Raw genomic sequence first — 24,653 nt, 5'->3', positions numbered from 1 at the left:
ACCCACCGGAGTCTTCACCCGCATCGCCCAGCGACTCCTCGCCCTCACCTCCGGCATCTGGACCAACTGGACCACCGGCGTCACCAGCAAACGATCACTAACCGCCTACGACCACTGACCAAGGAATCAACCATCTAGCGGACATGGGTGTCGTGCCCGGCGATGCGGGCGGACAGCGGGGTGTCCGGGAAGGCCCGCAGCGTGCGTTTGATCTCGGCGAACCCGGGCCAGTTGGCGAGTGTGGTGACGGCATCCCACACGCGCAGCGCATCGTCGCCGTCGGGGGCACGGTGGATCACCGGACCGAACAGGGCGGGTCCGTCCGGCGGGTGGAACGACAGGATGGGCGTGCCGACGCCGCCGCCCACGCGGGCGACGGCGTCCTCGGTCTCGGCGCGGATCTCGTCATCGAAAGACCCGTCGATGGCGGCGTCGGCGAGATCGCGGGGCAGCCCGGCGCTGTCGAGTGCTCCGGCGAGGTCACGGGGCCGGGCGGTGTCGGCCAGGACCGCTTCGAAGCCGGGGGCTTCCGGTACCGGCGCGTGCCATACCGCCTCCCCCAGCGTCCGGTACAGGGCGTCGATCACCTCCGGGCCGTGGGCGGCGCGGGCGGCGACAACCACGCGCAGCATCTCCAGTCCGCGCTGGTGCGCCTCGGGATAGGCGGCGGGGCGCCCCGCGTAGCCGATCGGCTCGTTGAGGATCCGCAGCGACAGCGGGCGCCACTCGATGCGCAGCGGCCGGTGTCGGCGGACGTTGCGTACCCACTGCGCGGTGACCCAGCAGAACGGGCACACCGGGTCGAAGAAGAACTCCACGTCGACGTCGCTCATCTTGCCTCCCTGTCGACTCGGTGCACCGGCGTGTCACGGGCCGCGGCCGGATCGCGTTCTCGCGTGGCGCGGCGCAGCGCCTGAAGCATCATCTCGACCGGTTGGGCACCGGGTATCGCGAGTCGCCGGTCGAGCAGGAACAGCGGCACCGCGGTGACGCCGAGTTCGAGCGCCTCGTGCTCTTCGGCGCGCACCGCGTCGGCGTAGGCGTCCGAGTCGAGGGTGTCGCGCACCTGGTCCGGCTCCAGGCCGGCGTCGGCGGCGAGCCGCAGCAAGGTGGCGGGGTCGCCGATGGCCTCGCCTTCGGACAGATAGCCACGCATGAGGCGCTGGACGACTGCACTCTGCCGGCCGTGGTCCGCGGCGAGGTGTGCGAGCCGGTGCGCGTCGAAGGAGTTGCCGGGACGGGCACGTTCGAGGTCGAACCCCAGGCCCGCGTCGGCGGCGGCCTCGGTCATTCGCGCGATCATCGCCTGCCCGCCGGCCAGGCTGGTGCCGTACTTGCTCGCCAGCATGGCGGCGTAGTCGCCTTCCCGCACAGCGGGGGCACCAGGGTCGAGCTCGAAGCTGCGCCAGACCACGTCGACGCCGTCGGCATGCTCGAACTCGGCAAGCGCCGCCTCGAGCTGCGCCTTGCCGATCGCACACCACGGACACACGATGTCCGACCAGATCTCGATTCTCATGCGGCCCTCCCGACCGGCATACGTTCCGCGCTCGGCCCCGGGGGACCGGCACCGTGATCCCTACCCTGCGCAGCAGGCCACCAACGTGAGCACCCGCGGCAGCGTCGCGAAGTAGCAGTCCAGGATCGCCGCCATGCCGGGGCTTGCGTCGGCGATGCCGGCCTCGGCCGAGGCCGCGGGCTGACGACCACAGGCCAGGCCAGCTCTTGCGCGGTCTGTGTCGCCCGCTGACCCAGCGCAGCGGCCCGCTGCCGGGTCTGCGGCACTTGGCCGGCTACTTCGTGCCAGGCCGCGTCGAGGAGACCTCGGCCGGCCAGGCTCAGCCAGATGCTGTTGACCAGCGGCGTGCGCAGCGCGGCGCGAATGTCCCCGTACACCTGCTGCGCGCCGCTCTCGGCGGGCGTAGGTACCCACCGGCGAGGCTGCATCGGTCCGGTCGCTGCTGGTAGCCGGTTATCGGCGGGGACGTCGTCGAGGTGGCCGGCCAGCGCTTCTCGCAGCCCCGCGAAGACCAGCAGCATCCAGCTCAACGGCGACATGAACTCCGCCATCGCCTCCCGTACCCTCGCGTCCGCCGGTGGCACGGCGGCGGTGCGCACCGAGTCGGCGAGGCCGTCGCGGCCGCCAGGTGGATGTCGTCGCGCAACGCCGGCGCTGCCTGGTCCCACGCCAGTGCCAGGTACGGCGGGCACGCCGCCAGCGACTTGAACAGGCTCGGCACGATCGGCATCACCTCGGCGATCTGCGCGTACACGGCCGCCACCTTGCCCGTCGCCGCGCCGGGTTCCACCATCGGGTACCGCCACGTCCCCGTCGTCACCGCGCATCGCCGGCCCCCTCGGGGAGGGCCAGCAGTCCCTCGGCGACCTCGACCAGGTCGGCGCCGCTGACGTCGGCGGGGGCGAACAGTGCACCGTAGCCGCCTTCGGCGCGGCTCGCCCATCCGGTGGTGAGGCCGGCCCGCTTGGCTCCGTGGCAGTCCCAGGCGTGGACGGCGACGAGTGCCACCCGCTCGGCCGGCAGCTCCAACACGTCGAGCGCGTGGCGGTAGACGCGGGCCGGCGGCTTCCAGCTGTTCACCTCCGCCGTGCTGATCACCCGCTCGACGAGGTGCGCCGCCCCGGCGCGGGCCAGGAACGCCGCCGTGACGTCGGCGCTCCCGTTGGTGAGGCAAACCACCCGTACCCCCGCGTCGGCCAGCCGCCTGATCGCAGGTTCTGCGTCCGGGTGGGCGGGCAGCTGCCCGAACCCAGCGAGCACATACGCCACGTCCTCGTCGGACAGCCGGTACCCGCTGACGGCACGCAGCGCCTCGGCCGCGGCCTCAGGGAAGGGCACGTAGTCGCCGGCCGCGGACAGCCCGACCCCGTAAAGCAGCAGCCGTGCGAACCACGCCGGCAGGACGGACGCCGGTTGCCCGACCGTTTCCAACCGTGCCTCCAGCGGCTGCAACGACATCAGCGTCTCGACCACGTCGAACGCCACTGCCGACGGACGGGTCGCCATCGTGCCTCCTCGAGCATCTGGCGCCTCAGCTAGCCAAGCCGGACGCGGCCGGGATGTCCAGCTCCGTCTCCGCGTAGTGGTTGAAGTAGTTGGTGAGCATGTTCACCATGACGTGGGCGAACAGCTCTGCCAGCTCCTCATCGCTCCACCCCGCCCGGCGAGCGTGCTCGTACGTCTCGTCCGCAACCTCGCCCACGTTCGCCGCGATCTGCCTGGCCACCATCAGCAACGCGTCGAGCTTGGGGGCGAAGCCGAGCTGACCGTCGCGGATGGCGAGCGTCTGCTCCTCGCTCCAGCCAGCGCGGACCGCGCCGAGAGTGTGCGCGGACTGGCAGTAGCCGCAGCCGTTCTGGTTGCCCACCGCGAGCGCGATCGCCTCCCGGGTACGCGCGTCGAACGTGCCGTGCTCGGCGACCGCCTGACTCATCGCGTTCGAGACGGCGAGCAGCACCGGGGCGTGCGCCATCTCGCCGTAGATGTTGAGCACCTTCCCCAACCGCTGCCGGGTCGCCTCCAGCGCCGCCCGGGACGCCTCCGGCGCATCGTCGATGGTGTGGACCGGGAACCGCGGCATGATCTCTCCTCAACTCACAGCGATAAGCTAACCGGTTTAAACAGTTAGCACGCGGAGGTGAGACGTGCAAGCCCAACCGTCGAACACGCAGGCGGCGCGGACGCGCTTCGACGCCGGGCGCCCCTGCCTGAACCTGCTGGCCACCATCGGCCGGCGCGGCTCCACCTCGGTCGAACGCATCCCCGCCCCCGCCGACCTCGCGACCTGGCTCGTCGACGCCGACCTGCTCGACGACCTCGTGCCGCTCGACCTGGGCGACCTCGACCGGATGCGGCGACTCCGCGACGCCGCCTACGCCGTCGTCGACGCCGCCCGCCACGCCCGCACACCGGCCGCCGGGGCGGTCAGGCTGGTCAACGCGGCCGCCGCGCATCCCACGCCCCAGCTACGGCTGAACCCCAGCGGGCGCACCGCAGCCCGCCGCAGCGACCACCCCGTCGAGGCCGCCCTCGCCGTGCTCGCCCGCGACACCATCGACCTGGTCACCGGGCCCGAGCTGACCCGGGTACACGAATGCGCGGCCACCGAGTGCCGGATGCTGTTCCTGGACACCTCCCGCGGCACCCGCAGGCGCTGGTGCTCCATGACCCGCTGCGGCAACCGGGCCAAGGTCCGCACCCACGCCGCCAGGAACCGGCAATCCGGTCGACGGCACGATCGGTAGCCGCACCAGCGGGAATACGGCGACACCTGCGCGGTCCAATGACCGCCTCCCGCGCTACCAGCCGACCACCAGGCAAGGCAGGGCGTTCCGGTGAGCACCGCACGTCGACGGACCGCACCAGGTCGGCGCCGCCACCGAATTGTCGACCAACCACACCGCCACGCAGCCGCGTGCCGTCGACGGCTTCCGTTACAGCATGGCGCCGAACTCCGCGACTGCTTGCGCCAATGCCGTCGCGCGGTCGAGGACGGCGCCGGAGACATCGGGATGCCGGCTCGCCCAGTCGCCGGCCGCCTCCGACGTGGTGAAGAAGTTGATGGCGCCGCACGTCCGGTCCACCGAGGGACAGCAGGAGTCATCGGTGGCACCCGCAAACACGACGGCGGATGCCGGCGTCCAGTCCGCGCGATCGCCGTCGACGTGGACGGTCACCGCGTTGCCGGTGTCCGGTTCGGTCGCAGTGATAGTGACCGGACGGTCGAGCATCGCGGACATCCCAAGCGCATCCACGGCGCACATCGCGTACACCGTCGGCCCGCCGTCCCAGGTGACCTGGATCGCGGTCGGTGTCGGCGAGAACGGGTAGGCGGCACGGAGCTCACCGCGAGCGTCGACCGCCACTACGTCGCGTTCGGCGAGTTCGGTCAGCACCATTGCCGGGTCGCAGCCCCGGTCGGCGGCGACGCGTCGCAGGTCGGCCCTGCTCGGTGCGCGGCCGGTCGCGGCGAAGGTGCGCAGCACGTATACGTGCACCTGTCGTGCTTCGGCGCTCAGCGCGGCGGTCGCCGTGCACTTGTCCAGCTGGAGGTCCACGGTTTCGACTCCGTTCACGAGGCGCAGCACGAGAGCTTGCTGACGTCACGAGTGAACGTCTGCGCGGCGAGCTTGAGCGCCTCGGCCGCGGTGAGGTACGGCGCCCAGGTGTCGGCGACCTGCTGCACGGTCATGCCGGCCTTGACGGCGTACACGGCGGCGAGGATGGCGTCGCCGGCACCATGCGCGAGCATGGACACACCGACCACCCGGCCCGTCGCCCGGTCCGCGACGATCTTCACCAGACCTCGGGTGTCGCCATCGACGATCGCGCGGGGAACCCGGTCGAGCGGGAGCACCCGGCTGTCGACGTCCAGCCCGTGCGCGGCCGCCTCGGCCGCCGTCAGCCCGACCGCGGCGATCGCAGGCGAGGTGAACGTCACCCTGGGCAGGCTCGCGTAGTGGAGTGTGCGCCGCGCGTCGGCGAACGCGTTGTCAACCGCCGCTGTCCCCTGCCCGGCGGCGACGTAGACGAACTGAGGACCGCCGGTCACGTCACCCGCGGCCCAGATCCGCGGGTTGGCGGTGCGCTGGCACTCGTCAACGACCACCGCCCCGCGCTCGTCGGTCTTCACACCGACACCGTCGAGACCAAGGTGCTCCGTGGCCGGGCGACGTCCCGTCGCGACCACCAGCTGCTCGGCCACCAGCTCCACGCCACCGTGGTCCTCGGCGTCGACGGTTACGACGTAGCCCGCCGCCGTGCGCCGCACCGACGTCACCATGGCGTCCGTAACGACCGAGATGCCGTCGGCTACGAACGCGTCCGCCAGGGCATGGGAAACCTCCGGCTCGTCGAACGGCGCGAGCCGGTCGAGCGCCTCGAGGACGGTGACGTCGACGCCGAGGCGGGCGAACAGCTGCGCGAGCTCCAACCCGACGGCGTTGCCACCCACCACGACCATCGACGCCGGCAACGCGGTGAGCTCAAGCGCAGTGGTAGAAGTCAGGTAGCCGGTGGCAGCCAGGCCGTCCACCGGTGGCGCGGACGGCGTCGCGCCGTTCGCGACGAGGTACTGCGCCGCGTCGATCCGCACCGGTCCATCGGCGGTGTCCACGTCCAGCACCGGCGCGTCGGCCTCGCCGGCGAACCGCGCGAAGCCGTGCACGACCCTCCAGCCGTACTCGGCCGCGAGATCAACGTACTTCTCCGCCCGCATCGCCTCGACCAGGTCCTGCTTCGCGCCCACCAACGCGGCGAGGTCGACCCGGCCCGCCTGGGTCGGCACACCGGGGAACCGCTGGCTCGCCGCTACGTGGCGGGCCTCGGCCGCCGCGAGCATGGCCTTGCTCGGCACGCACCCGGTGTTCACGCAGGTACCGCCGATCGTCCCTGACTCGACCATCACCACGGCGAGGTCACGCTCGCGCGCCGCGATCGCCGCGGCGAACGCCGCACCGCCGGATCCCACGATCGCCAGGTCGTACCGCTCATCGCTCATACCTGCCACCCTCCACCCTGTACCCCACTGCGGGGTCAAGCCCCCTTGACCCGGTATCCGAGTACAGGGCGGACAGTGGGTGCATGGCGCTCACCGACAACAACGACGAGGAACGCATCGTCGGCCGTCGCTCCCGCGGAATACTCGCCGCGGCCGGCGGCGGCATGGCCATCATGCTGTGCTGCCTCGCTCCGGTGCTGGTCGCCGCCGGATTGCTCGGTGCCGCCGGCGCGTTCCTTGAAGAGAACTGGCTCCTCGTCCTCGCCACCCTCGCGCTGGCCGTCGCCGTCGTGTGGGCGGCATCGACGGCACGGCGCCGTCGGTCGCGCCGCGGGTGAACCGCTGCGTGACCTCCCCGAGGTGACGAACCGGGACGGGCTCGATGTGGCACCGCTGCACCGCCACATCGGCGACCGCGAGGCCCACATCGACACGTCCGACGGCGAGCTGCCGCGGGTACGTCCCGGCGACTCGACAATCCAAAGTTGTTAATCGTCTATTTGACAACCTATAGTTGTCAAATGGACGAGCTGAGCGAAGATCCGGTCGACCACCTCGAGCTGGTGAGGACACGTGCCGGCTCTGGTGCGGATCCGCTCTCGCTCGTCGACATCGCGGCCAGCGTCAGCCGAGACCTCGTCCACGCGGGGGACGCGGTCCTCGAGCAGTTCGTCCGCGAGGCACACGACGCCGGCTGCTCGTGGACGGCGATCGGTGACCGGCTTGGGATGACACGGCAAGCCGCCCGCCAACGGTTCGGGGTCGCCCCGATGCGATTGCTGACAGACGCCGAGCTAGAAGTCCGGCCCCGGTTGCAGGCATGTTTGGACAAGGCACACAGCGAGGCCGAGCACGACGGCTGCGAGGAGGTCGATAGTCAGTACCTGTTGCTCGGTCTACTGCACGCCGGAGTCGCCGCCGCGGCGCTCGACCGCCTCGGTGTTACTCCTGACAATCTCCGGGACGCGATGCGCGAGCTGTTCGGTGCACCCACCGACCGGCGCCGAACGCGCCGCGCACCAGAGCTTTCCGATGACGCACGCGAGGCGATCGACGGAGCATACGCCATTGCCCGGGACCGCGGCCAGTGTTACGTCGGCACCGAACACCTGCTCTTCTGTCTCGCAACCGATCCCGGATCGCAGGCCAGCCGCGTTCTCACCCGCCTCGACGTCGACGTCGCATCGGTGAAACGCGAGCTGGAAGGGTGCCTTCCGCTAAGGGCCCGCCGGATACGACGCCGCAGGCGTGGGCAGTCGTGCTCCTTCTGCGGCAAGCCCGCATCGCCGACAGTGCGACTAGTCGGTGGACCTGGCGTGTGTATCTGCGACGAGTGCGTACGCAAGGCAATCGAGCAGTTACCAGATCTCCCGCGGTAGCTGGCGCGCGTGTGTGTGGAACCGGCCATGTTGGCCGCGACGTCCGGCTCGGAGCGGCCGGTCGGCGGGGTCATCGATCCGCCCCTTCGCGCGGGGTCCTCGGCGTCGAGATGCCGCGGTTGGCACGGAACACGGCGCCTGCCCATGGTTGCTCGGTGGGGTCAATGTTCAGCTTCGAGGTGGGGACGTACAGCTCGTCCAGGTTCGGGCCGCCGAAGGTGCACGCGGTCACCTGCGAGACCGCAAGCTCGATCATGTCGGCGAGCGTCCCGTCCCGGGTGTAGTGCCGGACCGCCGAGCCACCCATCAGCGCGACCCAGATGTCGCCGTCGGCATCGACGGTGAGGCCGTCCGGCAGACCGGCGTCCTGCGGAACCGCGAGGACGGTTCTACGGTCGGTCAGCCCGTCCGCGGTGTCGTAGTCGAACGCGTCCACAATCCGGGTCGCCGAGTCGACGTAGTACGCGGTGGCACCGTCCGGGCTCCAAGCCAGTCCGTTTGACACGGTGACGCCGGAGAGCACGACTGTGACGGTGCCGTCGCCGTCCAACCGGTACAGCGCGGCGGTGGCAGGCGGGGCGTCGTAGGCCATGGATCCGCAGTAGAACCGGCCGTCCGGGTCGCAGGCACCGTCGTTCATCCGGATCCCCGGCTCCGACCACAGCTCCCCCAACTTCCGCACTCACCGGAATTCCTTGTCGGCCAAGGCGATCCCCCGCTCGACGGTGAACACGACACCGCCGTCGACGGTGGGCCGCAGCATCGAGACGATCGCGCCGGGATCGAACCTGCGCACCCTGCCGGACGAGGCGTCCAGCTCGAACACGCCGCCGCCGATCATGTCCACCCACCGCAGGCCCGGCCAGCCGGAGTGCCATACCGGTCCCTCGCCGTACTCTCGACGACCGGGTCGGTCACCTGCTCCGCCGACGGCATGTCAGCCGAACCCCAACCGGGTCTTCGGCGTCGCCTCGGTCTCGGCGCTGCAGCTGGCCGTCATGGCCGCCCCGGCATCCTTGCGTACCGGGATCTCCCGCGGCAGGCCGTCCATGGCGATGGCGAGCTCGGAGACCGCCCACCGGTGGTCGGAACGGACCTCGCGCGCGATCGACCAGCCCTGGTACATGCCGACCGAACCGCCGGAGACCGCGAACACTTGGCCGGTGAAGGTGCAGTCCGCCGTGGCCAGGTACGCGACGAACGGTGCGCGTTACCCGGGTGCAACACGTCGAACCCGTCCACCGACGACGGCAGCGAGTCACGTCGGACGCGGACGTCGTCGCTGCCGCGGGTGCGGGCGGTCGGCACGATGCAGTTGACGCGCACCCCGTATGGTTCCAGCTCCGTCGCGGCGACCATCGTCATCGCGGCGATGCCGGCCTTGGCCTCGGCGTACCCGCTCGACCCGGCGGTACCGTGCAGGCCGGCGCCGGAGGAGGTGTTGACGATTGCCCGGTCCACACCGACGGCTGCCTGGTCCCGCCAGTAGGCGGCGGCCCACCGCGTCATCGCGAAGCTGCCCTTCAGGTGCACGGCGAAGAACGCGTCGTAGAGCTGCTCGGTGGTGTTCAGCAGCGTCCGCGCACGCCCCTGCCAGGCGTTGTTCACGACGACGTGCAGGTCACCGAACGTCTCTACCGCCGTGTCGACGATCCGCTTGGCAGCCTGCCAGTCCGCGACGCTGTCGCTGTTCGCCACCGCCTGGCCACCCTCGGCCGTGATCTCGTCGACCACCGCCTGGGCGACCGTAGTGTCACCACCGGAGCCATCGGGTGCGGCCCCGAGGTCGTTGACGAGCACCTTTGCGCCCTCGGCAGCGAGCAGCAGGGCGTGCTCGCGGCCGATTCCCCTGCCCGCTCCGCTGACGATCGCGACCCGTCCGTCGAGACACCCCTCAGGCGCACCAAGGATGGACCAGCGGACGCAGCTCGTCACGGTAGAGGAGCGAGGCCGAGCGTTCCAACTCGCTAGCGCGCGCGTGTTGCGTCATGGTTCCCTCACACCCTCGGTCCCATGCAACCCAGCGCACGGAGCAACGGGCAGTGCCGTTCGGCGCGGGGCAGATGGCAGGTGGCCACCAGCTCGTCGAGCGAGTCGCGCATCGCCTGCAGGTCGGTGATCCGGGCCTCCAGCTGCGCGATACGCCTCCGGGCGACATTGCGGACCTGGTCGCAGTCGTCGGGCCCGCCCGCCATCAGGTCGAACAACGACTCGATCTCCTCAAGGCTGAAGCCGAGCTCTTGCCCACGCTTGATGAATCGCACGACCTCCACCGCGTCCGGTCCGTAGACCCGATACCCGGACGCCCGGCGCGGCGGCTCGGGAAGCAATCCCCGGCGCTCGTAGTAGCGCAGGGTCTGGATGTTCACGTTCGCCTGCGCGGCAACCTCTCCGGTACGCATGCCGTCACGCTAGACCCGGTACCGGAGTATCGAGTCAACTCGAGGGGCGTGCGCGGCGGCGGAACCAGCCCACCGCCAACCCGACGAGCAACAGTGCGGCGAATGCGGCGAACACACCGGTGACACCGAGCCGATCGAGGAAGCCGGCGAGCCAGCGCTGGATCGTCGCCGCGACCGTGATCACCGGATCGTCCACGATGGCCCGTCGCGACCTGATCTCGTACCAGCCGTAGTAGGCGACGTAACCGCCGACCACGACCAACAGACCGCCGGCCAGCCGCGACACGAGTCTCCCGGTGCGTCGCAGCCACTGGGCCAGTGACATCCGCGCCAACGCGACAGCGAGGGAGACCGCGCCGACCACGAGCGCCATGCCGACGCCATAGGCGGCGAACAGGCCGAGCCCGGCGGCGGCGGAGCCGGTACTGAAGCTGGAGACCACGATGGCCAGGAACGGCCCGACGGTACAACTCAACGACGCCAACGCATACCCCGCACCGAACAGCGCCATCGACGGGAACGTCCGGCTGACTGGGCGCCCTTGTCCGAGATGCAGCGCGGGGAAGGGCAGCGACCGGCCAGCGAGCAGCCAGCCACCGGCCGCCATCAGCAGCACCCCGAGCGCGATCGTCACCCACGGCAGGTGCTGCTGCGCAGCGCCCGCCAACGGTGCGACGAGCAGCCCGAAGGCGCCGAACACCGCGACGAACCCGGCGATAATCGCGGCGCTGAACCCCAGTGCGCGCCACACCGCGGTGAGCCGGCCCGGCGGCTCACCGACCACCAGCAGGGACGCGTACACCGGCAACAGTGCGAACCCGCACGGGTTCACTACCGCCAGAGCACCGGCCGCCGCGGCCAGCGCTAGCGGCACCTCGTTCATCGCGACCGCGCCAGCTTGGCCACCCGCTTCGACAGCTCGTCGTCCTCGAGGTAGCCGGACTGCACGACGGCGCCCTTGGCGTCGAGCAGCACGTAGGTGCTCTGTGCCGTGATGCCGAACCGTTTCCACACCGTGCCGGAGTCGTCCGCGAGATGCGTGAATCCGTCGACACCGGTGCGTGCGACGAACTTCCTCATCTGCGGCTTGTCGTCGAGTCCGGCGACGCCGACGAAGGTGACCTCGCCTTGGTACTCCTCCGCGAGGTCGGCAACGTGCGGCGCCTGCGCCCCGCAGGTGGGGCACCACAGCGCCCAGAACCACAGCACCGCCGGCTTGCCCGCAAGCGTTGTGCCGTCGAACTTCTTGCCGTCGAGCGTCGTCGCAGTGAAGTCGAGCTTCTTCGGCGTTCCAGTAGATGCGGGCGCGCCGGAGCCGGAGTCACCGGTGCCGCAACCGATGCCCGCCAGGATCACCACGGCGAGCAGCACGGCCAGGCGCCATCGGACCCATTGCAGCACGCTGCCTCCACGCTGATCATCGTCGCCTGCTGGAACTATGCAGGTAGTCCTGGCGCTGCTTCCGTGAGCCCGGTCACAGACCGAGCATCATGCGCTGGGCAGACTGTCGTGATGCTGACAGTTGCGGCGATCGATCTCGCCGCGCGGTGTTCTCCACGTAGTGACCAGACCATGGGAGGAGCACTGCGATGACGATCAGCGGGCATACCGAGGGCACCAGGCAACGGGTGGTCGAGTTCTACTGGCGACCCGGCTGCCCGTTCTGTGCCATGCTTCGACGCGGCCTGGTCAAGACCGACCTGCCGCTACGGGAGGTCAACATCTGGTCCGACCCGAAGGCAGCTGCCCGGGTGCGCTCGGTGGCCGGCGGCAACGAGACGGTACCCACCGTCTTCGTCGGCACCGTCGCCCTGGTCAACCCCAGCGTCGCGGACGTCCGCGCCGCGGTCAGGGAACAGTTCCCCGACCTCGCCACCGCGGCGGAACCCCGCAAGCTCCGCTGGCCGTGGCAGCGTGCCAGGTGACCGGCGATGGCTACGCACGCGGGCCCGGCCGTCGACGTACCGGCCCCGCCTGTGCCGACCCGGCGATGGTGGGACGCGTGGCGGCGCACGTTCGAGCACCTGGCGAACCAGGTACGCAGGCCGCCCGCTGTTCGCAGACTTCGTGAGCTCGCACCCGGCGAGCGAGTTCTTGCCTACGCCTGTGACGCCGAGGAGGCGTCCGTCGTCGTCACCGACGCTGCACTACATCGCCTGACCGGTGCCGACGGTACGGAGAGCTGGGCACTCTGGGGGTGGGAGCAGGTCGCACAGGTCAGCTGGGACGCCCAGCGCCGGACACTGACCGTGGTCGGGCTGCTGCCGCAGCTGCCCCGACGTACCGTGCTGCGGTTCCTCGACCGTGCGCCGCTGGTCGACCTGGCGGCCGAACGCGTCGCCTGGACCAGGCAGCTCGCAACCCGGTTGACAGTGACCGGCGGCGGTACAGTCGACGTGGTGGTCCGGCGGCAACCGCGGTCGGACCGGATGTACTGGCTCGTGCATCCCGACGAAACTGGCAGCCGGCGACACCGTGCCAACCCACAGCGTGCAGACCGCGTGGGGCGACCTCGTCCGGATCCCCGACCCGAAGCGGTTGGTACACCTGCAGTTCCGCCGGTACGCCGGATGCCCGGTCTGCAACCTGCACCTACGTTCCATCACCAGCAGGCGCGACGAGATCGCCGCTGCCGGCATCCAGGAAGTCGTCGTCTTCCACTCCACCGCGGAGTCGATCGCGCAGTACCACGCCGACCTGCCGCTCGCCGTGGTCGCCGACCCGAAGGGGAAACTCTACGTCGAGTTCGGCGTCGAGACCGCACCCAAGCGGTGTTCGATCCCCGAACCTGGCCGGCCGTCGCCCGTGGCGTCTGGGCAGCGGCCTGCACCTCGGTGACGACCCGCAACCGGACCCGGGTGGGCACGGTACGGGCACTCCTCGACGCCGGTGCCGCCACCGACGGCGCCTGGGTGGCGGGCAAGCCACCCAGCCCCGAGGTCGCGTCCGTCCTCGCCGAGCATGGCATCGGCGAGGACGAGGGCGACTAGGCGGCCCAGCCGACCTCGCGCAGGGCGCGCCGGGTGATCTCGAACTCGTCGGCCACCGGGTCGACCCGGCCTGCCGGATTGCGGGCCAGCCAGTCGGTGGCGGCGTCCGGTGAGCTGAAGAAGTGGCCGAGGCCGCAGACGTCGCGACGCACGTCGGCGAGCTCCCCCGTCGGCCGGACCTTCGACACGACGGCCTCCGGCGGGTCCACCACGACGCCGTCGGGTGTGATCTCGACGCACACGTTCGTACCGGTTGCCGCGCACGGCGAGTCGATAGTCCCGGCGCGGCCGAGTGCGATCAGGATCTCCATCGCACCGGTGGCGCAGAACGCGTACACGGTGGTGCCGTCGAGGGCGATCCGGTGCGGTGTCGGACGGAGGGTGAGGTTGAATCCGGCGACCCGGTCGCCGTCCCAGTCGGTGCCGGGGTGCCGGGTCAGCTCACCACGCAGCTGCCCGGCATCCCAGCCGGTCTCGGCGGCCAGCCGTTCGACGGGTACCGGCTCGCCGCGGACGAGCAGTCGGTAGAGCAACCGCTGCGCGTACAGCACAGCGCCGTCGTGCAGCTTCACGGCGAACCGCTCACCGTCGTAGCTCACCTGGCTCGCCCGGCTGGCCGCGCGCACGGCGATGCCGTCGCGCTCCAGCGCATCCCGCACGACGTGCGACACCTCGGGCTCCTCCACCGGCAGCAGCCGGTCGAGCGCCTCCACCACCGTGACGTCCGAGCCGAACCTGGCGAACGCCTGCGCCACCTCCAGACCCACGGCGCCGCCACCGAGCACCAGCAACGACTCCGGCGGCTCAGTCGCCTTCATCGCGTCACGGTTCGTCCAGTACGGCGTGTCCGCTAGCCCGTCGACCGGCGGCACGACGGGCACCGTGCCGGTGCCGATCACGACGCCGCGGCGCGCCTCGTACGTCACGCCGTCGACCTCCACCTTGCCGGTGCCGACCAGCCGGCCACGGCCGCGGACGAACGTCCCACCCGCGCCGGTGAACCGCTCCACCGCGATGCGATCGTCCCAGTCGGTCGTCGCCTCCTCACGGATCCTGGTCGCCACCGGCGCCCAGTCCGGCGTCACCGACGCATGCCCGGCCATGCCGTCGACGTCGAGCCCCTTCCCCGCCAATGTGTCCGCGACCGATTCACCACCGACGCCCATGCCGAGGACGACGACGTCCACCTGCTCGGTCATGACTCCCCCATTTCGACGATCTCGACGTCACCATGGAACGCAACGTAGTTCTTGATCTTCCGCGCCAGCGGGAACGGCCTCGGGTAGTACCACGCGGCATTCTTGTTCGACACACCGTCTACGGTGACCGTGTAATAGGACGCGACGCCCTTCCACGGACACACGGTATGCAGCCTGGTCTTGGCGAGACACTCCTGCCGCACCGACGCCGGCGGAAAATAGTGGTTGCCCTCCACCATCCGCGTCTCGTCGCTCTCCGCCAACACCACGCCGTTCCACCTTGCTCGCACCGTCATGCGCTGTACCCCCTTCCGCAAATCTCGACCACGCTAGGTCCGGCGCGAGCGCCGGTCAGTGAGCCGGCTCACGTACGGACCGCGACCACCCGCCGAATCGGCACCGGCAGCACGGCGCCCGCCCGCACCAGGACACGCAGCCATCGCCGTGCCGCCGCGTACCGCGCCGGCGCGATACCAGGCAAGTACAGGGAGGACAGGAACACGTCGACGGCCGCGGCGTCGTCGAGCCGGTACTCGAACCTGCGCCGCTCGTCCACAACCGGACGGAGGCCGGCCGAAACGAACAGCTCCGGCAGCCGCCGCAAGTCGGCATCGTTGGGGTAGCCGAGCCGTCGACCCAGCGCAGCGAGCAGCACGCCGACCTCGACGACGTCGGTCGGCCGCAACGGTCCGTCCGCCGGCAGCGTCGCGACCAACCGCCCGCCAGCCGCCAGCACCCGCCCGATCTCGGCGAGCACGCCCGCCAACGGCTCGACGACCTGCAACGCCATCGCACGCGACCGCGTCCACGGCGGACGTCCGTATCGGCAGCGCATCCGCGGATCCCCGTACGACCGTGGCACCCCGGTCCCTAGCCGCACGCAGCTTCGCAGCGGAGGCGTCCAAGCCCAGATAGGGCTGGCCAGCCCGCAGCGACAGCGGCGCGCTACCGCACACCAGGTCGAGCACCGTCGCCTCGCCAGGAACAGCGGCCAACAGCCAGTCGTACGGGTCGCCGACGGCCGAACGGGCACGCCGCAGCACTCGCTCGGTGATCCCAGGCCGGGAATCGTGGAACCCGGTCACGTACCTCGACCACGACACCGCGCTCATCCGCTCGCCCTAACCCCACCCCCGGTGGGGTTAGGGTGAGGTCATGGCAGAGCACCATCGGCGAGTGGCGAACCGGCTCAAGACCGCCCGCGGACACCTCGACGGCATCATCCGCATGGTCGAACGCGAGGCATACTGCCCCGACGTGATGAAACAGCTCTCCGCGGTGCAGGGCACGCTCGAACGCACCAGCCGCGAGGTCCTGCGCCACCACCTGGAGACCTGCGTGGCCAAGGCGATGCGCGAGGGTCGCACCGAGGAGATCGTGGACGAGCTGATGGAGACACTGAAGTACGACAAGGTCGTCTTCCGGCCGCCGCCGACAACCGACGACGCCGCGGACGGAGATGAGTGATGTCGGCATGCTGCGGCCCGTCCTCAGGACGGGACCTCGACGTCGCCGAGGTCGAGCTCGGGCTCACTCCGCCCGAACGTGACCCGCGTGCGGTCACCAGGAAGATGGTGCGAATCCCCGGCGGGCAGTTCCAGATGGGTGGCGACGATGCCGACGCCTTCCCCGACGACGGCGAGGGGCCGGTGCGTACCCTCGAGCTGGCGCCGTTCCACATCGACCCGACCACGGTGGCCAACCCGACAGTTCGCCGCGTTCGTGAAGGCGACCGGCTACGTCACCGACGCCGAACAGTTCCGCTGGTCGTTCGTGTTCGGGGCGTTCGTCGACCCGGACCACAGGCACGACGTCCTGGACGCGACCATTCCCGACGCGCCATGGTGGCTCGCCGTCGAAGGCGCCACCTGACGCACCCCGGAAGGCCCCGACTCTTCGATCACCAACCGGCCGCAGCACCCCGTGATGCACGTCTCCTGGCGCGACGCGTACGCCTACGCCGCCTGGGCCGGCAAGCGACTCCCCACCGAAACGGAATGGGCACGCGCCGCGCGCGGCGGCCTCGAACGCGCCCGCTACGCGTGGGGCGACGAGCTCACCCCACGGGGACGCTGGCGGTGCAACATCTGGCAGGGCCGGTCCCCCACCCACAACACCGCCGACGACGGCCATCTCGGCACCGCACCAGTGAAATCGTTCGCCCCCAACGGGTACGGGCTCTACGAGGTCGCCGGCAACGTCTGGGAGTGGTGCGCCGACTACTGGAACACCACCTGGCACGCCGACGACCGCCCCGAGACCAGGAAGAACCCGACGGGCCCGGACACTGGCGACTCCCGGGTGATCCGCGGCGGCAGCTACCTGTGCCACCACTCCCACTGCAACCGCTACCGCGTCGCCGCTCGCACCCACAACACCCCCGACAGCTCCACCGGCAACCCCGGCTTCCGCTGCGCCGCCGACACCGTCACGTAGGCACGCCGTGCGGCGATCGCTATCCCTGTTACACAGTGAGTGCGCGTCGCCTGGCAAGTGGCGCAGCCGCCGTACGGCGTCCCCGGTATCACCACCAACGTGGACGTTATCCCGGGGGCACCGGACCTTGGGCGAGCCGCCTTCGCACAGCAGCTCCACACCGACCTGGTCGAGTTCCCGGCGGCCATGCCGGCGCCACCACCCGCCGCGACTCCTCGCCTGCGCGGCAGTGTCAGGCCAAGTCACGTGCGCCGGATCGACCGGGGCGCCGATGGCGGGTGTCCAGAGCTTGACGGGCGGCGGCGGCGATCCCGGTGAGGAAGATGACCGCGGTGAGCGTGACGTAGGCGAACAGGAGGCTGCCGAAGGCGAGGATGCCGAGGGCGGTGACGGCGAGGCCCAGGGCACCTGCAGCGGAGCTGCGGGTGGCGGTGCTTGCGGTGGACCAGCCCGTGCGGCGGACGCCTGACCAGCCGGCTCGCGCCAGCAGCACGATCGCGGGCAGGAACAGCAGCACCGGCCAGCGCGGGTCGAACGGCACCTGGACGCCGGCCAGATGCAGCAGGGGCTGCAGCAGGAGGTAGTGGAGTCCGCCGAGCAATGCCGGTACGCCGGTCACAGCGCGCGTGGTCGTCGACGACGCCCGGGTCAGCGGCCGTTCGGCGGCGTCGAGGGCGTTCATCGCGCAGTAGACGGTGTACCTGCGCCGCAGCACGACGACGGGGAGCCCGACGACCTCGCATCCGCCGTAGCCGGCGATGCCGATCAACACGCTCGACAACCCGGCATAGCCGTAGACCGCGGCGGGCATGGGCGCCGGCAGTGCAGTGACCTCGTCGAGCACGGCCACCGTGACGATCGGGGCAAGGAGCAACGCCGTGCTGGTCCACGGGTTCAGCCGCGCGAACACTCGGTCGCCGAGCACGTACATCACGGCGGTGTAGAAGAGCGCACCAACGGCCAGGACGCCGATCGCCAGGGCCACGTCGCCGACGCCGCGGCCCGGCCCGGTCACCTGGTCCACGCCGGCGAGCAGCAGCCACGCGCCGACCAGCACCCGCGCGATGCGCCCGTAGACACCGGCGTCCCTGCCAAGCACGATACGCTCGCCGGTGATCGCCGCGGTCCTCATCGGCACCACGACCTCGGGCTCCCGCCCGCCTTCGCAGCGATCACGATGCACAGCGGGACCGCCACCAGCAGCCCCACCGGTCCGACCGTGCCGAGGCTGGCGGCCAGCCCGGCGAGCACGAACGGCACCAGGCAGAGCAGGCACAGCCGAGACCTGCGACGGCGCTGGGGCGGGGGTTCGGTCGGTTCGCCGCGCAGCACGGCATCGACCGGGAGATCGGCGGTGAGCGCGTGCAGGTCACCCCAGGTGCGGGCGGTCAGTGCGGCGTCGGTGCGTTCGTCGAGCTCGGCGTAGGTCAGCCTGCCCAGGGCAGCCTGCTCGCCGAGTAGCCGAAGCACGGTGTCGCGATCCCGGTCGGACACTCGTGTCGACGGGTCCATGGCCATAGGTCACCTCGCATATCCGGGTCTATCCGTCAGCCTCCAGCCGGCTCGACGCTGTGCCCATCGGTCGTGCCGCCGGTTCGGTGCGGCCGTTCGGTCGACCCAAGGCATCGGTCGTCTGGTCGATACCGGAGACGGCGAAACCGTGGTGCAATGGAGCGTCGTGAGTGCTGAACAGGCACCATCTGCTCCTGCCGAAGCGCGTGTGGGTACCGGTGGGCCAGTTCGTCGTGCCTGGCGGCGCCAGCTGGTGGCGTGGTCGTGCCACGGTGTGCTCTACCTCGCCCTGGCAGCGGCCAGCGTCGGTGCGCTGCTCTCGGCGACCAGACTGTGGCCAGTCACCGTTCTGCTCGCCGCCGCGTTCGGCGGGTGGTACGGCTACTGGAACCTGCGGGCGTTCCAGCGGCTGGAGCGTTCCGGTGCCGCGTTGCTGGCCTATCTCCTGGTCGGCACGGTGCTGTGGATCGGGCTGCTGGCCGTGGACCGCGGCTACGGCGTCGTCGGCGTGGTCATGGTCGCCCAGCTGTTCGGGTACCTCGACTGGCGCGTTGCCCTGGGAGTCGTCACGGCGGTAGTCACGGTGACCGTGCTCGCGTCCGGTGTGCAGGGTTCACTCGGTGGCCCGCTGAACTGGCAGGGTATGAGCCTCGGTGCTGTCACCGGGACTGCCGCCGTGTTCGGCCTGGTCGCGTTGTGCGTATACCTGGACAGGCAGGTGGCGGCGGCGCGCGCGGAGCTTGCCACCGAGCAGCGCCGCGCCGGTGTGCTCGCCGAACGCGGCCGGCTCGCCGCGGACCTGCACGACACGCTCACCCAGAACCTGGCCAGCATCGTGCTGCTGCTTGAGGCCGCGCGGACCTCGTACCGGGACGGTGCACCGGAGACGGCTGTGACGTTGGACCGGGCACTGACGACCGCGCGCAGCGGGTTGCACGACGTCCGCGGCCTGGTGTGGGACCTGCGCCCGGAGGCGCTGGAGCAGCAGACACTGCACCAAGCGGTCGCCACGGTGGCCGACCGTCTCGCCGGGCAGGCCGGCATCGCGGTGCGGACCGAGGTCACCGGGGACCCGCGGCGGCTACCGGCGGGGACGGAGACCGCGCTATTGCGCATGGCGGAGGAGGCCCTGGCGAACGTCCGCCGGCACTCCCGGGCCCGGGAGGCGACGGTGACACTGTCGTACATCGGTGACGTGGTGGCCCTCGACGTCACCGATGACGGTGCCGGCTTCGACCCAACCGTGTCCGCGGTGGCCGGCCGCGACGGCGGACTCGGGCTCGCGACCATGCACGAGCGCGTCGCCGCGGTAGGTGGCTCGCTGACCGTGGAAAGTGCGCCGGGTGCGGGCACGTCGGTGGCGGCACAGGTGCCGGTCGCATGACGGTCCGGGTGCTGGTCGCCGACGACCATCCGTTGGTGCGGCTGGGTCTGCGTACGGTGCTCGAGCAGGCCGACGGCGTCGACCTGGTGGGTGAGGCGTGCGACGGTGCGGAGGCGCTCGCGCTGGCGAACGCCCTGCGCCCCGATGTCGTGCTGATGGACCTGCGGATGCCCGAGGTCGACGGGGCGACCGCCACCGCGAGCCTGTGCCGGCGGCTACCCGACGTCCGCGTGCTCGTGCTCACCACATACGACAGCGACGCCGACATCGCCAAGGCGGTGGGCGCGGGTGCGACCGGCTACCTGCTGAAGGACGCGAGCCATGACGACCTGCTCGCCGCCGTTCGGGCGGCGGCCCGAGGTGAGTCGGCGGTGTCCCCACGGGTGGCCACCCGGTTGATGAACCAGGTGCGGGCGCCGGCGTCGCAGGGGCTGAGCCGTCGGGAGACGGAGATCCTTCGGCTCGTCGCCGCGGGATGCACGAACAAGGAGATCGCCGGCACGATGCACCTGAGCCTGTCCACGATCAAGACGCACCTGTTGCATGTGTTCGCCAAGCTCGGCGTGGACGACCGTACCGCCGCGGTCGTCGCCGCGACCGACGCCGGCTACCTGGATACCGGCCGGTGAGGACGGCTACCTGCGGTCGCTGTCGTCAGCGGTCGCGGAGCATGCGGTCGAGGCCGAGCTCGAACTGGGCCTCAGGGTCGGACTGGCCGCAGAAGACTTCGGCGACCGCGGCGAGCTCGTCGGGGGTGTCCGCGCGCAACAGGTCGGTGACCGCGGGGGCGCAGGAGGCGCACGCCAGTTCCCAGTTCGTGTAGATCGCCGCATGGCCGAGCGCGTAGGAGGTGACGGTGCGCAGCAGCGCATACGCCTCGGGGGTGTCCACCCCGGACTCCACGGCGACCGCGACCTGGGTCTGGACGGCCCGTAGCGAGGCGTTGGTCATGACCGGCCGGAACGGCACAAGCGGCACGGCCCTGGGGTGCTGGCCAAGCACGTCGCGGATCGCGCGGGCGAAGCGCTGATAGTTCTCCCGCCAGTCCCCGCCCGGGTCGGCGGCCGTCTCGACCTCCTCCCAAAGGACACCGACGACACCGTCGAGCACGTCGCCCTTGTTCGCGACGTGGTTGTACAACGACATGGCCTCGACGCCGAGGACGGTACCGAGCTTGTGCATGCTCAGTTGCTCCAGTCCGTGCTCGTCGATATAGCGCAGGGCCGCGCGCAGAATGCGATCCCTGCTCAGCGGCTCGCGTTTGGCCTCCGCCTCGGAGATCTTCGTCGCCACCCTTGACAACTTACACCATAAGTCATAGCTTCGGCTATGAACTTATGGCATAAGTCTGGAGGCGTCATGACCGACGCGATCGAACTCCTGGGGCTTGCGAAGACCTACGGGCGTGGTGACAAGGCGCTCACGGCCGTCCAGCCGACCACCCTGTCCGTGCCGTGGGGCCAGGTCATCGGCCTGCTCGGCCCCAACGGCGCGGGCAAGACCACGATCATCAAGATGACCGCAGGACTGATCACGCCCACCGCGGGCACTGTCCGTATCGGCGGTCACGACATCCGCCGCGAACGCGCCGCGGCCGTCCGCCTCGTCGGCGCGGTGCTGGAGGGGTCGCGCAACGTCTACTGGCCGATGTCGGCCTGGGAGAACCTGATGTACTTCGGCCGCCTCAAGGGCCTGCGCGGCGCCGAGATCAAACCGCGGGCGAGACGCCTGCTGACCGAGCTGGGCCTGTGGGACCGGCGCCACCAGGTCGTCGGCGGGTTCTCCCGCGGTATGCAGCAGAAGGTGGCCGTGGCGGCCGCGCTCATCAGCGACCCGCAGATCCTCCTGCTCGACGAGCCGACCCTCGGCCTCGACGTGGAGGCAGCCCGGACCTTCAAGGACTGGATCAGTCGCCTCGCCCGCGACGAGGCCAAGACCATCGTGCTCACCACGCACCAGCTGCAGGCTGCCCAGGAACTTTCCGACCGGATCGCCGTGATCAGGCAGGGCGAGATCATCGCCGACCTGCCCACGGCCGAACTCCTGGCCCGCCACGCGGAGAACCGCTTCGAGGTACGCCTCGACGCCCCGCTCGACGGCCTGCGCGCCTCGCTTCCTGAGGGCGCGAGGGTCAGCCAGGACGGCGCCGCGACCCAGGTCGTCCTGCCCGACGCCGACACCGGGGCGCTGTACGACTTCCTCGACAAGCTCAGGGAGACCGGCGCTCCACTGTCGGCGGTGACCAAGGCGCAGCCCAGCCTCGAAGAGGTCTTCATCCGGCTCGTCCACGACGAGCCCGCAGCGGAGGAGCGCGCCGTATGAGCACCGCGGTGATCCCGGCCCACGCCACCAGCACGGCCCCGCAGATCCGCCTGTGGGCCAACGAGGTCGGGAAGGGACTGCGCCTGGCCAAGCGACGCTGGGCTATGGCGGTCGTCGGCATGCTCATGAACGCCGCCGTCTACCTGGGCGTCAACTTCTTCATCGGTGGCGGGCACGTCGTCGAAGACCTCATGATCCGCACCTTGCCGGCGCTGATGGCGGTGGTGATCGCCGCAGCCCTGGCGGTCGAAGGCGCGGGCGGCATCGCCGAAGAGATCAACGGCGGCACGCTCGAACAGACGCAGCTGAGCCCGATCACAGCGATCACGAGCGTCCTCGGCAGAGTCACCGCACTGGCCTTGCAGGGCATGGCCGCCGCAGCCGTCCTCTGGATCGGCTTCGTCGCGGCCTTCGGCCTGCAGTACGCGCCGCACCCGTCCGCGATCGTCCCGGCGCTGCTCACCCTCCTCGACGCCATGGGCTACGGCCTGCTGATCGTCGCGATGACGGTGCGGGTCGCGAGCATCGGCGCCATCACCCATGTGTTCAACATGGTGATCATGTTCTTCGGCGGCATGATCGTACCGATCTCCGTCTTCCCTGACGCCCTGGAAGCCGCCGCCCGGCTCATCCCGACCGCCGTGGGAGTCCAGGCGCTTAACACCACGCTCGCCGGCGAGCCGCTGTCGGCCGCCTGGGCAGACGGAACGCTGCCGCTCCTGCTGGTCCACACAACGGTGTTCGTCGCAATTGGCCTCACCGTCTATGCACGCAACATCCGCAAGGCCAAGAGCGAGGGAGGAGTGAGTCCCCGATGACGCCGAGATTCCTCGTCGCCGTAGGAAACGAGGTCCGCAAGGGACTGCGATTCGCCTGGTCGGAACGGCTGCAGATCCTCATCGAACTACCGATGTTCGGCGTGTTCATCCTGCTGCTCGGGCCGCTGCTCGGCGCGGGCGAGAACATCGTCCGCGGACAGGTCGAATGGACCCTCGACAGCGAGACCGTGTCCATCATGCTCGTCTGGTTCCTGCCGTTCACCTTCTTCTACATGCAAGTCGTCAAGATGTTCTGGCGGCTCCTCGCCGAGATCCAGACCGGCACCATCGAGCAGGTCTACCTCTCACCACTCCCGTCCTGGCTGGTAGCAGCCGCCGGGCGAGTGGTGGCCGCCTTGATCGAGACGCTCTTCGTCGCCGCAGGCACGTTCGCCATCGTGGCCCCGTTCACCGACATCCGGATCGACTGGAACGCCGCCGCCCTGATCCCGGCATTCCTGATCACGCTGGCCGCCATCGGGGTATCGCTGATCATCGCCGGAGCGACCCTGGTCTGGAAACGGATCCAGCTCGCCAACGACTTCGTACTGACGATGGTGATGCTCTTCAGCGCCAGCGCCATCCCGCTGATCACGGTGCCGAACTGGTGGGCGACGATCGGCCACTTCTTCCCACTCACCGACGGGGTCGGCAGCCTCTACCGGACCCTGTTCACCGACCAGCCAGTCACCGACCCCTGGGGCCAGGGCGGCCTCGTCTGGCTCCTCACCGTCTCGCTGACCTACCTAGCCACCGGGATCGCAGCCTTCGGCCTCGGCGAACGAATCGCCAAACACCGCGGCACCCTCGGCCGCTACTGAGGCAGCCATATCATGACGGCTGACCTTCCTTCTCCGCGGGAAGGACGTCGGCGACGGTAACGCGATCGCGTTCGAAGGCGCCATCAACGACGCCACGTTGCACGACGCCGAAGCGCTGCTCTCCGCACAGCGAGCCGCGAGCTATGCCGCCACATCCTGACGCAACGACGACATCTGGTTCGGTCTCGACACCGTCATGCCCGCCAAGCAGCACGTCACGCTCGGCCGCCCTGCTCGAAGGCAAAGGGGCGTGAACGGGAGCATCGACCGAGTTTGAGCCGCTATCTCAGGGCGCGTAGTGCCGCTGCGTCCGCTGCGATGTAGGCGGCGAAGCCGGGCCGCTCCTCCGCGGCGACCCAGCGCGCGAACGCCACCTGGAAGACGGTCACCGCGCTGTGGGCGGCGAGGTTGGCGGTGGGCTCGGCGACCCCTCGGGTGCGCAACGCCTCGGCTGTCGCATCGGTCAGCGCCGCGAGCTTCAGCAGCTCGCGCTCGTGCAGGCTCGGGTTGGCCGCGACGATCTGGGAGCGGCGTACGATGTGGTCGCGACGGTCCTCGAGCAGGCCGCCGGCCGCGACCATCCCGGCCAGCGCCGCGTCCAACGGTGCGAGGTCGGCGGGCGCGGCCAGGATCGCGTCGTGCGCCGTCCGTTCCATGGTCTTGGAACCGTCGAAGAGGACCTCGCGCTTGTCGGCGAAGTGCCGGAAGAAGGTGCGCTCGGTCACGCCGGCACGCTCGGCGATGTCGCCAGCGGTCGTCTGCTCGAACCCTCGCTCGGCGAAGAGCTCCATCGCGGCGCGGATCATCCGCCCCTGCGCGTCCGGCTCCCATCGACCCATGCCATGGAGTCTAGTGATTACAGCCACTGACAT

General features: G+C 70.3%; 27 protein-coding genes and 5 pseudogenes. 13 read left to right on the top strand and 19 right to left on the bottom strand.

What is annotated here, in order from left to right; translation table 11 throughout:
* Positions 1-118, top strand: a 118-nt coding sequence (locus GEV07_18045) for an IS982 family transposase (protein ID MQA04530.1), incomplete at its 5' end; no start/stop codon positions are given.
* A gap of 16 nt (positions 119-134) precedes the next feature.
* Here the strand turns inward: GEV07_18045 and GEV07_18040 are convergent.
* The 5 genes from GEV07_18040 to GEV07_18020 all read right to left on the bottom strand — a co-directional run bounded on the left by GEV07_18040 (position 135) and on the right by GEV07_18020 (position 3,599).
* The gene (locus tag GEV07_18040; protein ID MQA04529.1) at positions 135-833 is read right to left on the bottom strand and encodes a hypothetical protein; all 699 of its coding nucleotides are present in this window, start codon (positions 831-833) and stop codon (positions 135-137) included.
* The gene (locus GEV07_18035) at positions 830-1,519 is read right to left on the bottom strand and encodes a DsbA family oxidoreductase (protein MQA04528.1); all 690 of its coding nucleotides are present in this window, start codon (positions 1,517-1,519) and stop codon (positions 830-832) included. Before GEV07_18035 ends, GEV07_18040 begins: the two co-directional genes overlap by 4 nt.
* 526 nt (positions 1,520-2,045) lie before the next feature.
* Positions 2,046-2,339 (bottom strand): hypothetical protein, encoded by a 294-nt coding sequence (locus tag GEV07_18030; protein ID MQA04527.1) that lies wholly within the window; start codon positions 2,337-2,339, stop codon positions 2,046-2,048.
* Entirely contained in the window at positions 2,336-3,025 is a 690-nt protein-coding gene (locus GEV07_18025) for a haloacid dehalogenase type II (GenBank protein MQA04526.1), read from the bottom strand. Before GEV07_18025 ends, GEV07_18030 begins: the two co-directional genes overlap by 4 nt.
* A gap of 25 nt (positions 3,026-3,050) precedes the next feature.
* Positions 3,051-3,599, bottom strand: a complete 549-nt coding sequence (locus GEV07_18020) for a carboxymuconolactone decarboxylase family protein (GenBank protein MQA04525.1) — start codon at positions 3,597-3,599, stop codon at positions 3,051-3,053.
* Positions 3,600-3,663: 64 nt separating this feature from the next.
* Here GEV07_18020 and GEV07_18015 point away from each other — a divergent pair, with 64 nt between their 5' ends.
* A complete protein-coding gene (locus tag GEV07_18015; GenBank protein MQA04524.1) occupies positions 3,664-4,263 on the top strand; it encodes a 4-hydroxybenzoyl-CoA reductase in 600 nt (199 codons plus the stop codon).
* Positions 4,264-4,452: 189 nt separating this feature from the next.
* On the opposite strand, the gene GEV07_18010 is transcribed toward GEV07_18015, so the two are convergent.
* Complete coding sequence (locus GEV07_18010) at positions 4,453-5,094, bottom strand: hypothetical protein (GenBank protein ID MQA04523.1); 642 nt, start codon at positions 5,092-5,094, stop codon at positions 4,453-4,455.
* Positions 5,091-6,518: a mercury(II) reductase gene (gene merA / locus GEV07_18005; protein MQA04522.1), complete on the bottom strand. Its 1,428-nt coding sequence runs from the start codon at positions 6,516-6,518 to the stop codon at positions 5,091-5,093. Before merA ends, GEV07_18010 begins: the two co-directional genes overlap by 4 nt.
* A gap of 83 nt (positions 6,519-6,601) precedes the next feature.
* Here merA and GEV07_18000 point away from each other — a divergent pair, with 83 nt between their 5' ends.
* Positions 6,602-6,856, top strand: a complete 255-nt coding sequence (locus GEV07_18000) for a hypothetical protein (GenBank protein MQA04521.1) — start codon at positions 6,602-6,604, stop codon at positions 6,854-6,856.
* Positions 6,857-7,039: 183 nt separating this feature from the next.
* Entirely contained in the window at positions 7,040-7,897 is an 858-nt protein-coding gene (locus GEV07_17995; GenBank protein MQA04520.1) for a hypothetical protein, read from the top strand.
* A 70-nt stretch (positions 7,898-7,967) separates the two neighbouring features.
* Here GEV07_17995 and GEV07_17990 read toward each other — a convergent pair.
* From GEV07_17990 to GEV07_17970, 5 genes and pseudogenes are all read right to left on the bottom strand, one after another.
* Positions 7,968-8,833, bottom strand: a pseudogene (locus GEV07_17990) (SMP-30/gluconolactonase/LRE family protein).
* Between the two features lies 1 nt (position 8,834).
* A pseudogene (locus tag GEV07_17985) lies at positions 8,835-9,766 on the bottom strand (SDR family NAD(P)-dependent oxidoreductase).
* Positions 9,767-9,894: 128 nt separating this feature from the next.
* Entirely contained in the window at positions 9,895-10,299 is a 405-nt protein-coding gene (locus GEV07_17980) for a MerR family DNA-binding protein (protein ID MQA04519.1), read from the bottom strand.
* A gap of 34 nt (positions 10,300-10,333) precedes the next feature.
* Positions 10,334-11,182 (bottom strand): cytochrome c biogenesis protein CcdA, encoded by an 849-nt coding sequence (locus tag GEV07_17975; protein ID MQA04518.1) that lies wholly within the window; start codon positions 11,180-11,182, stop codon positions 10,334-10,336.
* Positions 11,179-11,739 (bottom strand): redoxin family protein, encoded by a 561-nt coding sequence (locus tag GEV07_17970; GenBank protein MQA04517.1) that lies wholly within the window; start codon positions 11,737-11,739, stop codon positions 11,179-11,181. Before GEV07_17970 ends, GEV07_17975 begins: the two co-directional genes overlap by 4 nt.
* A 149-nt stretch (positions 11,740-11,888) precedes the next feature.
* On the opposite strand from GEV07_17970, the gene GEV07_17965 reads away from it, so the two are divergent.
* A complete protein-coding gene (locus GEV07_17965) occupies positions 11,889-12,224 on the top strand; it encodes an NrdH-redoxin (GenBank protein ID MQA04516.1) in 336 nt (111 codons plus the stop codon).
* Between the two features lie 532 nt (positions 12,225-12,756).
* Positions 12,757-13,289, top strand: a pseudogene (locus GEV07_17960) (redoxin domain-containing protein).
* Here the strand turns inward: GEV07_17960 and GEV07_17955 are convergent.
* The 3 genes from GEV07_17955 to GEV07_17945 form a co-directional block, all read right to left on the bottom strand.
* A complete protein-coding gene (locus tag GEV07_17955; GenBank protein MQA04515.1) occupies positions 13,286-14,488 on the bottom strand; it encodes a hypothetical protein in 1,203 nt (400 codons plus the stop codon). The pseudogene GEV07_17960 and the gene GEV07_17955 sit on opposite strands and share 4 nt — an antisense overlap.
* On the bottom strand, positions 14,485-14,784 hold the full coding sequence (locus GEV07_17950; protein ID MQA04514.1) for a DUF427 domain-containing protein: 300 nt from the start codon (positions 14,782-14,784) through the stop codon (positions 14,485-14,487). The genes GEV07_17955 and GEV07_17950 overlap by 4 nt, the downstream gene beginning before the upstream one ends.
* 68 nt (positions 14,785-14,852) lie before the next feature.
* On the bottom strand, positions 14,853-15,278 hold the full coding sequence (locus tag GEV07_17945; GenBank protein MQA04513.1) for a hypothetical protein: 426 nt from the start codon (positions 15,276-15,278) through the stop codon (positions 14,853-14,855).
* A gap of 365 nt (positions 15,279-15,643) precedes the next feature.
* Between GEV07_17945 and GEV07_17940 the strand changes: the two genes are divergently transcribed.
* The gene (locus GEV07_17940) at positions 15,644-15,955 is read left to right on the top strand and encodes a metal-sensing transcriptional repressor (protein MQA04512.1); all 312 of its coding nucleotides are present in this window, start codon (positions 15,644-15,646) and stop codon (positions 15,953-15,955) included.
* Positions 15,956-16,089: 134 nt separating this feature from the next.
* Positions 16,090-16,924 (top strand): annotated as a pseudogene (locus GEV07_17935) (SUMF1/EgtB/PvdO family nonheme iron enzyme).
* A 232-nt stretch (positions 16,925-17,156) separates the two neighbouring features.
* Here the strand turns inward: GEV07_17935 and GEV07_17930 are convergent.
* Positions 17,157-18,056, bottom strand: coding sequence for a hypothetical protein (locus GEV07_17930; GenBank protein MQA04511.1), 900 nt, complete (start codon positions 18,054-18,056; stop codon positions 17,157-17,159).
* Positions 18,053-18,436, bottom strand: a complete 384-nt coding sequence (locus GEV07_17925; GenBank protein ID MQA04510.1) for a DUF1707 domain-containing protein — start codon at positions 18,434-18,436, stop codon at positions 18,053-18,055. The genes GEV07_17930 and GEV07_17925 overlap by 4 nt, the downstream gene beginning before the upstream one ends.
* Between GEV07_17925 and GEV07_17920 the strand changes: the two genes are divergently transcribed.
* Together GEV07_17920 and GEV07_17915 are read left to right on the top strand one after the other, a co-directional pair.
* Positions 18,435-19,820: a hypothetical protein gene (locus tag GEV07_17920; protein ID MQA04509.1), complete on the top strand. Its 1,386-nt coding sequence runs from the start codon at positions 18,435-18,437 to the stop codon at positions 19,818-19,820. The genes GEV07_17925 and GEV07_17920 overlap by 2 nt on opposite strands.
* Complete coding sequence (locus tag GEV07_17915; GenBank protein MQA04508.1) at positions 19,817-20,449, top strand: response regulator; 633 nt, start codon at positions 19,817-19,819, stop codon at positions 20,447-20,449. The genes GEV07_17920 and GEV07_17915 overlap by 4 nt, the downstream gene beginning before the upstream one ends.
* A gap of 25 nt (positions 20,450-20,474) precedes the next feature.
* Here GEV07_17915 and GEV07_17910 read toward each other — a convergent pair.
* Positions 20,475-21,071 (bottom strand): annotated as a pseudogene (locus tag GEV07_17910) (TetR family transcriptional regulator).
* A gap of 78 nt (positions 21,072-21,149) precedes the next feature.
* Between GEV07_17910 and GEV07_17905 the strand changes: the two are divergent.
* From GEV07_17905 to GEV07_17895, 3 genes are read left to right on the top strand one after another with little or no spacing between them, the layout of a single operon-like run.
* Positions 21,150-22,142 carry an ATP-binding cassette domain-containing protein gene (locus tag GEV07_17905; protein MQA04507.1) on the top strand — a complete coding sequence of 331 codons (993 nt, stop codon included), beginning with the start codon at positions 21,150-21,152 and terminating at the stop codon, positions 22,140-22,142.
* Positions 22,139-22,960, top strand: a complete 822-nt coding sequence (locus GEV07_17900) for an ABC transporter permease (protein ID MQA04506.1) — start codon at positions 22,139-22,141, stop codon at positions 22,958-22,960. The genes GEV07_17905 and GEV07_17900 overlap by 4 nt, the downstream gene beginning before the upstream one ends.
* The gene (locus GEV07_17895) at positions 22,957-23,781 is read left to right on the top strand and encodes an ABC transporter permease (protein ID MQA04505.1); all 825 of its coding nucleotides are present in this window, start codon (positions 22,957-22,959) and stop codon (positions 23,779-23,781) included. The genes GEV07_17900 and GEV07_17895 overlap by 4 nt, the downstream gene beginning before the upstream one ends.
* A 281-nt stretch (positions 23,782-24,062) precedes the next feature.
* On the opposite strand, the gene GEV07_17890 is transcribed toward GEV07_17895, so the two are convergent.
* The gene (locus GEV07_17890; GenBank protein ID MQA04504.1) at positions 24,063-24,620 is read right to left on the bottom strand and encodes a TetR family transcriptional regulator; all 558 of its coding nucleotides are present in this window, start codon (positions 24,618-24,620) and stop codon (positions 24,063-24,065) included.
* Positions 24,621-24,653: the final 33 nt, after the last annotated feature.

The sequence above is a fragment of the Streptosporangiales bacterium genome (assembly GCA_009379825.1).
In the GTDB taxonomy this organism is placed as follows: Bacteria; Actinomycetota; Actinomycetes; order Streptosporangiales; family WHST01; genus WHST01.
Note: the sequence above shows the minus strand (reverse complement) of the source record. Positions and strands in the feature narration are given on the sequence as shown.

What these genes read in the sequence shown, in the direction of transcription:
- GEV07_18040 (MQA04529.1), bottom strand. Translation starts at nt 833, where the DNA reads ATGAGCGACGTCGACGTGGAGTTCTTCTTCGACCCGGTGTGCCCGTTC.
- GEV07_18035 (MQA04528.1), bottom strand. Translation starts at nt 1,519, where the DNA reads ATGAGAATCGAGATCTGGTCGGACATCGTGTGTCCGTGGTGTGCGATC.
- GEV07_18025 (MQA04526.1), bottom strand. Translation starts at nt 3,025, where the DNA reads ATGGCGACCCGTCCGTCGGCAGTGGCGTTCGACGTGGTCGAGACGCTG.
- GEV07_18020 (MQA04525.1), bottom strand. Translation starts at nt 3,599, where the DNA reads ATGCCGCGGTTCCCGGTCCACACCATCGACGATGCGCCGGAGGCGTCC.
- merA (MQA04522.1), bottom strand. Translation starts at nt 6,518, where the DNA reads ATGAGCGATGAGCGGTACGACCTGGCGATCGTGGGATCCGGCGGTGCG.
- GEV07_18000 (MQA04521.1), top strand. Translation starts at nt 6,602, where the DNA reads ATGGCGCTCACCGACAACAACGACGAGGAACGCATCGTCGGCCGTCGC.
- GEV07_17995 (MQA04520.1), top strand. Translation starts at nt 7,040, where the DNA reads ATGGACGAGCTGAGCGAAGATCCGGTCGACCACCTCGAGCTGGTGAGG.
- GEV07_17980 (MQA04519.1), bottom strand. Translation starts at nt 10,299, where the DNA reads ATGCGTACCGGAGAGGTTGCCGCGCAGGCGAACGTGAACATCCAGACC.
- GEV07_17975 (MQA04518.1), bottom strand. Translation starts at nt 11,182, where the DNA reads ATGAACGAGGTGCCGCTAGCGCTGGCCGCGGCGGCCGGTGCTCTGGCG.
- GEV07_17965 (MQA04516.1), top strand. Translation starts at nt 11,889, where the DNA reads ATGACGATCAGCGGGCATACCGAGGGCACCAGGCAACGGGTGGTCGAG.
- GEV07_17955 (MQA04515.1), bottom strand. Translation starts at nt 14,488, where the DNA reads ATGACCGAGCAGGTGGACGTCGTCGTCCTCGGCATGGGCGTCGGTGGT.
- GEV07_17950 (MQA04514.1), bottom strand. Translation starts at nt 14,784, where the DNA reads ATGACGGTGCGAGCAAGGTGGAACGGCGTGGTGTTGGCGGAGAGCGAC.
- GEV07_17945 (MQA04513.1), bottom strand. Translation starts at nt 15,278, where the DNA reads ATGGCGTTGCAGGTCGTCGAGCCGTTGGCGGGCGTGCTCGCCGAGATC.
- GEV07_17940 (MQA04512.1), top strand. Translation starts at nt 15,644, where the DNA reads ATGGCAGAGCACCATCGGCGAGTGGCGAACCGGCTCAAGACCGCCCGC.
- GEV07_17930 (MQA04511.1), bottom strand. Translation starts at nt 18,056, where the DNA reads ATGAGGACCGCGGCGATCACCGGCGAGCGTATCGTGCTTGGCAGGGAC.
- GEV07_17920 (MQA04509.1), top strand. Translation starts at nt 18,435, where the DNA reads ATGGCCATAGGTCACCTCGCATATCCGGGTCTATCCGTCAGCCTCCAG.
- GEV07_17925 (MQA04510.1), bottom strand. Translation starts at nt 18,436, where the DNA reads ATGGACCCGTCGACACGAGTGTCCGACCGGGATCGCGACACCGTGCTT.
- GEV07_17915 (MQA04508.1), top strand. Translation starts at nt 19,817, where the DNA reads ATGACGGTCCGGGTGCTGGTCGCCGACGACCATCCGTTGGTGCGGCTG.
- GEV07_17905 (MQA04507.1), top strand. Translation starts at nt 21,150, where the DNA reads ATGAACTTATGGCATAAGTCTGGAGGCGTCATGACCGACGCGATCGAA.
- GEV07_17900 (MQA04506.1), top strand. Translation starts at nt 22,139, where the DNA reads ATGAGCACCGCGGTGATCCCGGCCCACGCCACCAGCACGGCCCCGCAG.
- GEV07_17895 (MQA04505.1), top strand. Translation starts at nt 22,957, where the DNA reads ATGACGCCGAGATTCCTCGTCGCCGTAGGAAACGAGGTCCGCAAGGGA.
- GEV07_17890 (MQA04504.1), bottom strand. Translation starts at nt 24,620, where the DNA reads ATGGGTCGATGGGAGCCGGACGCGCAGGGGCGGATGATCCGCGCCGCG.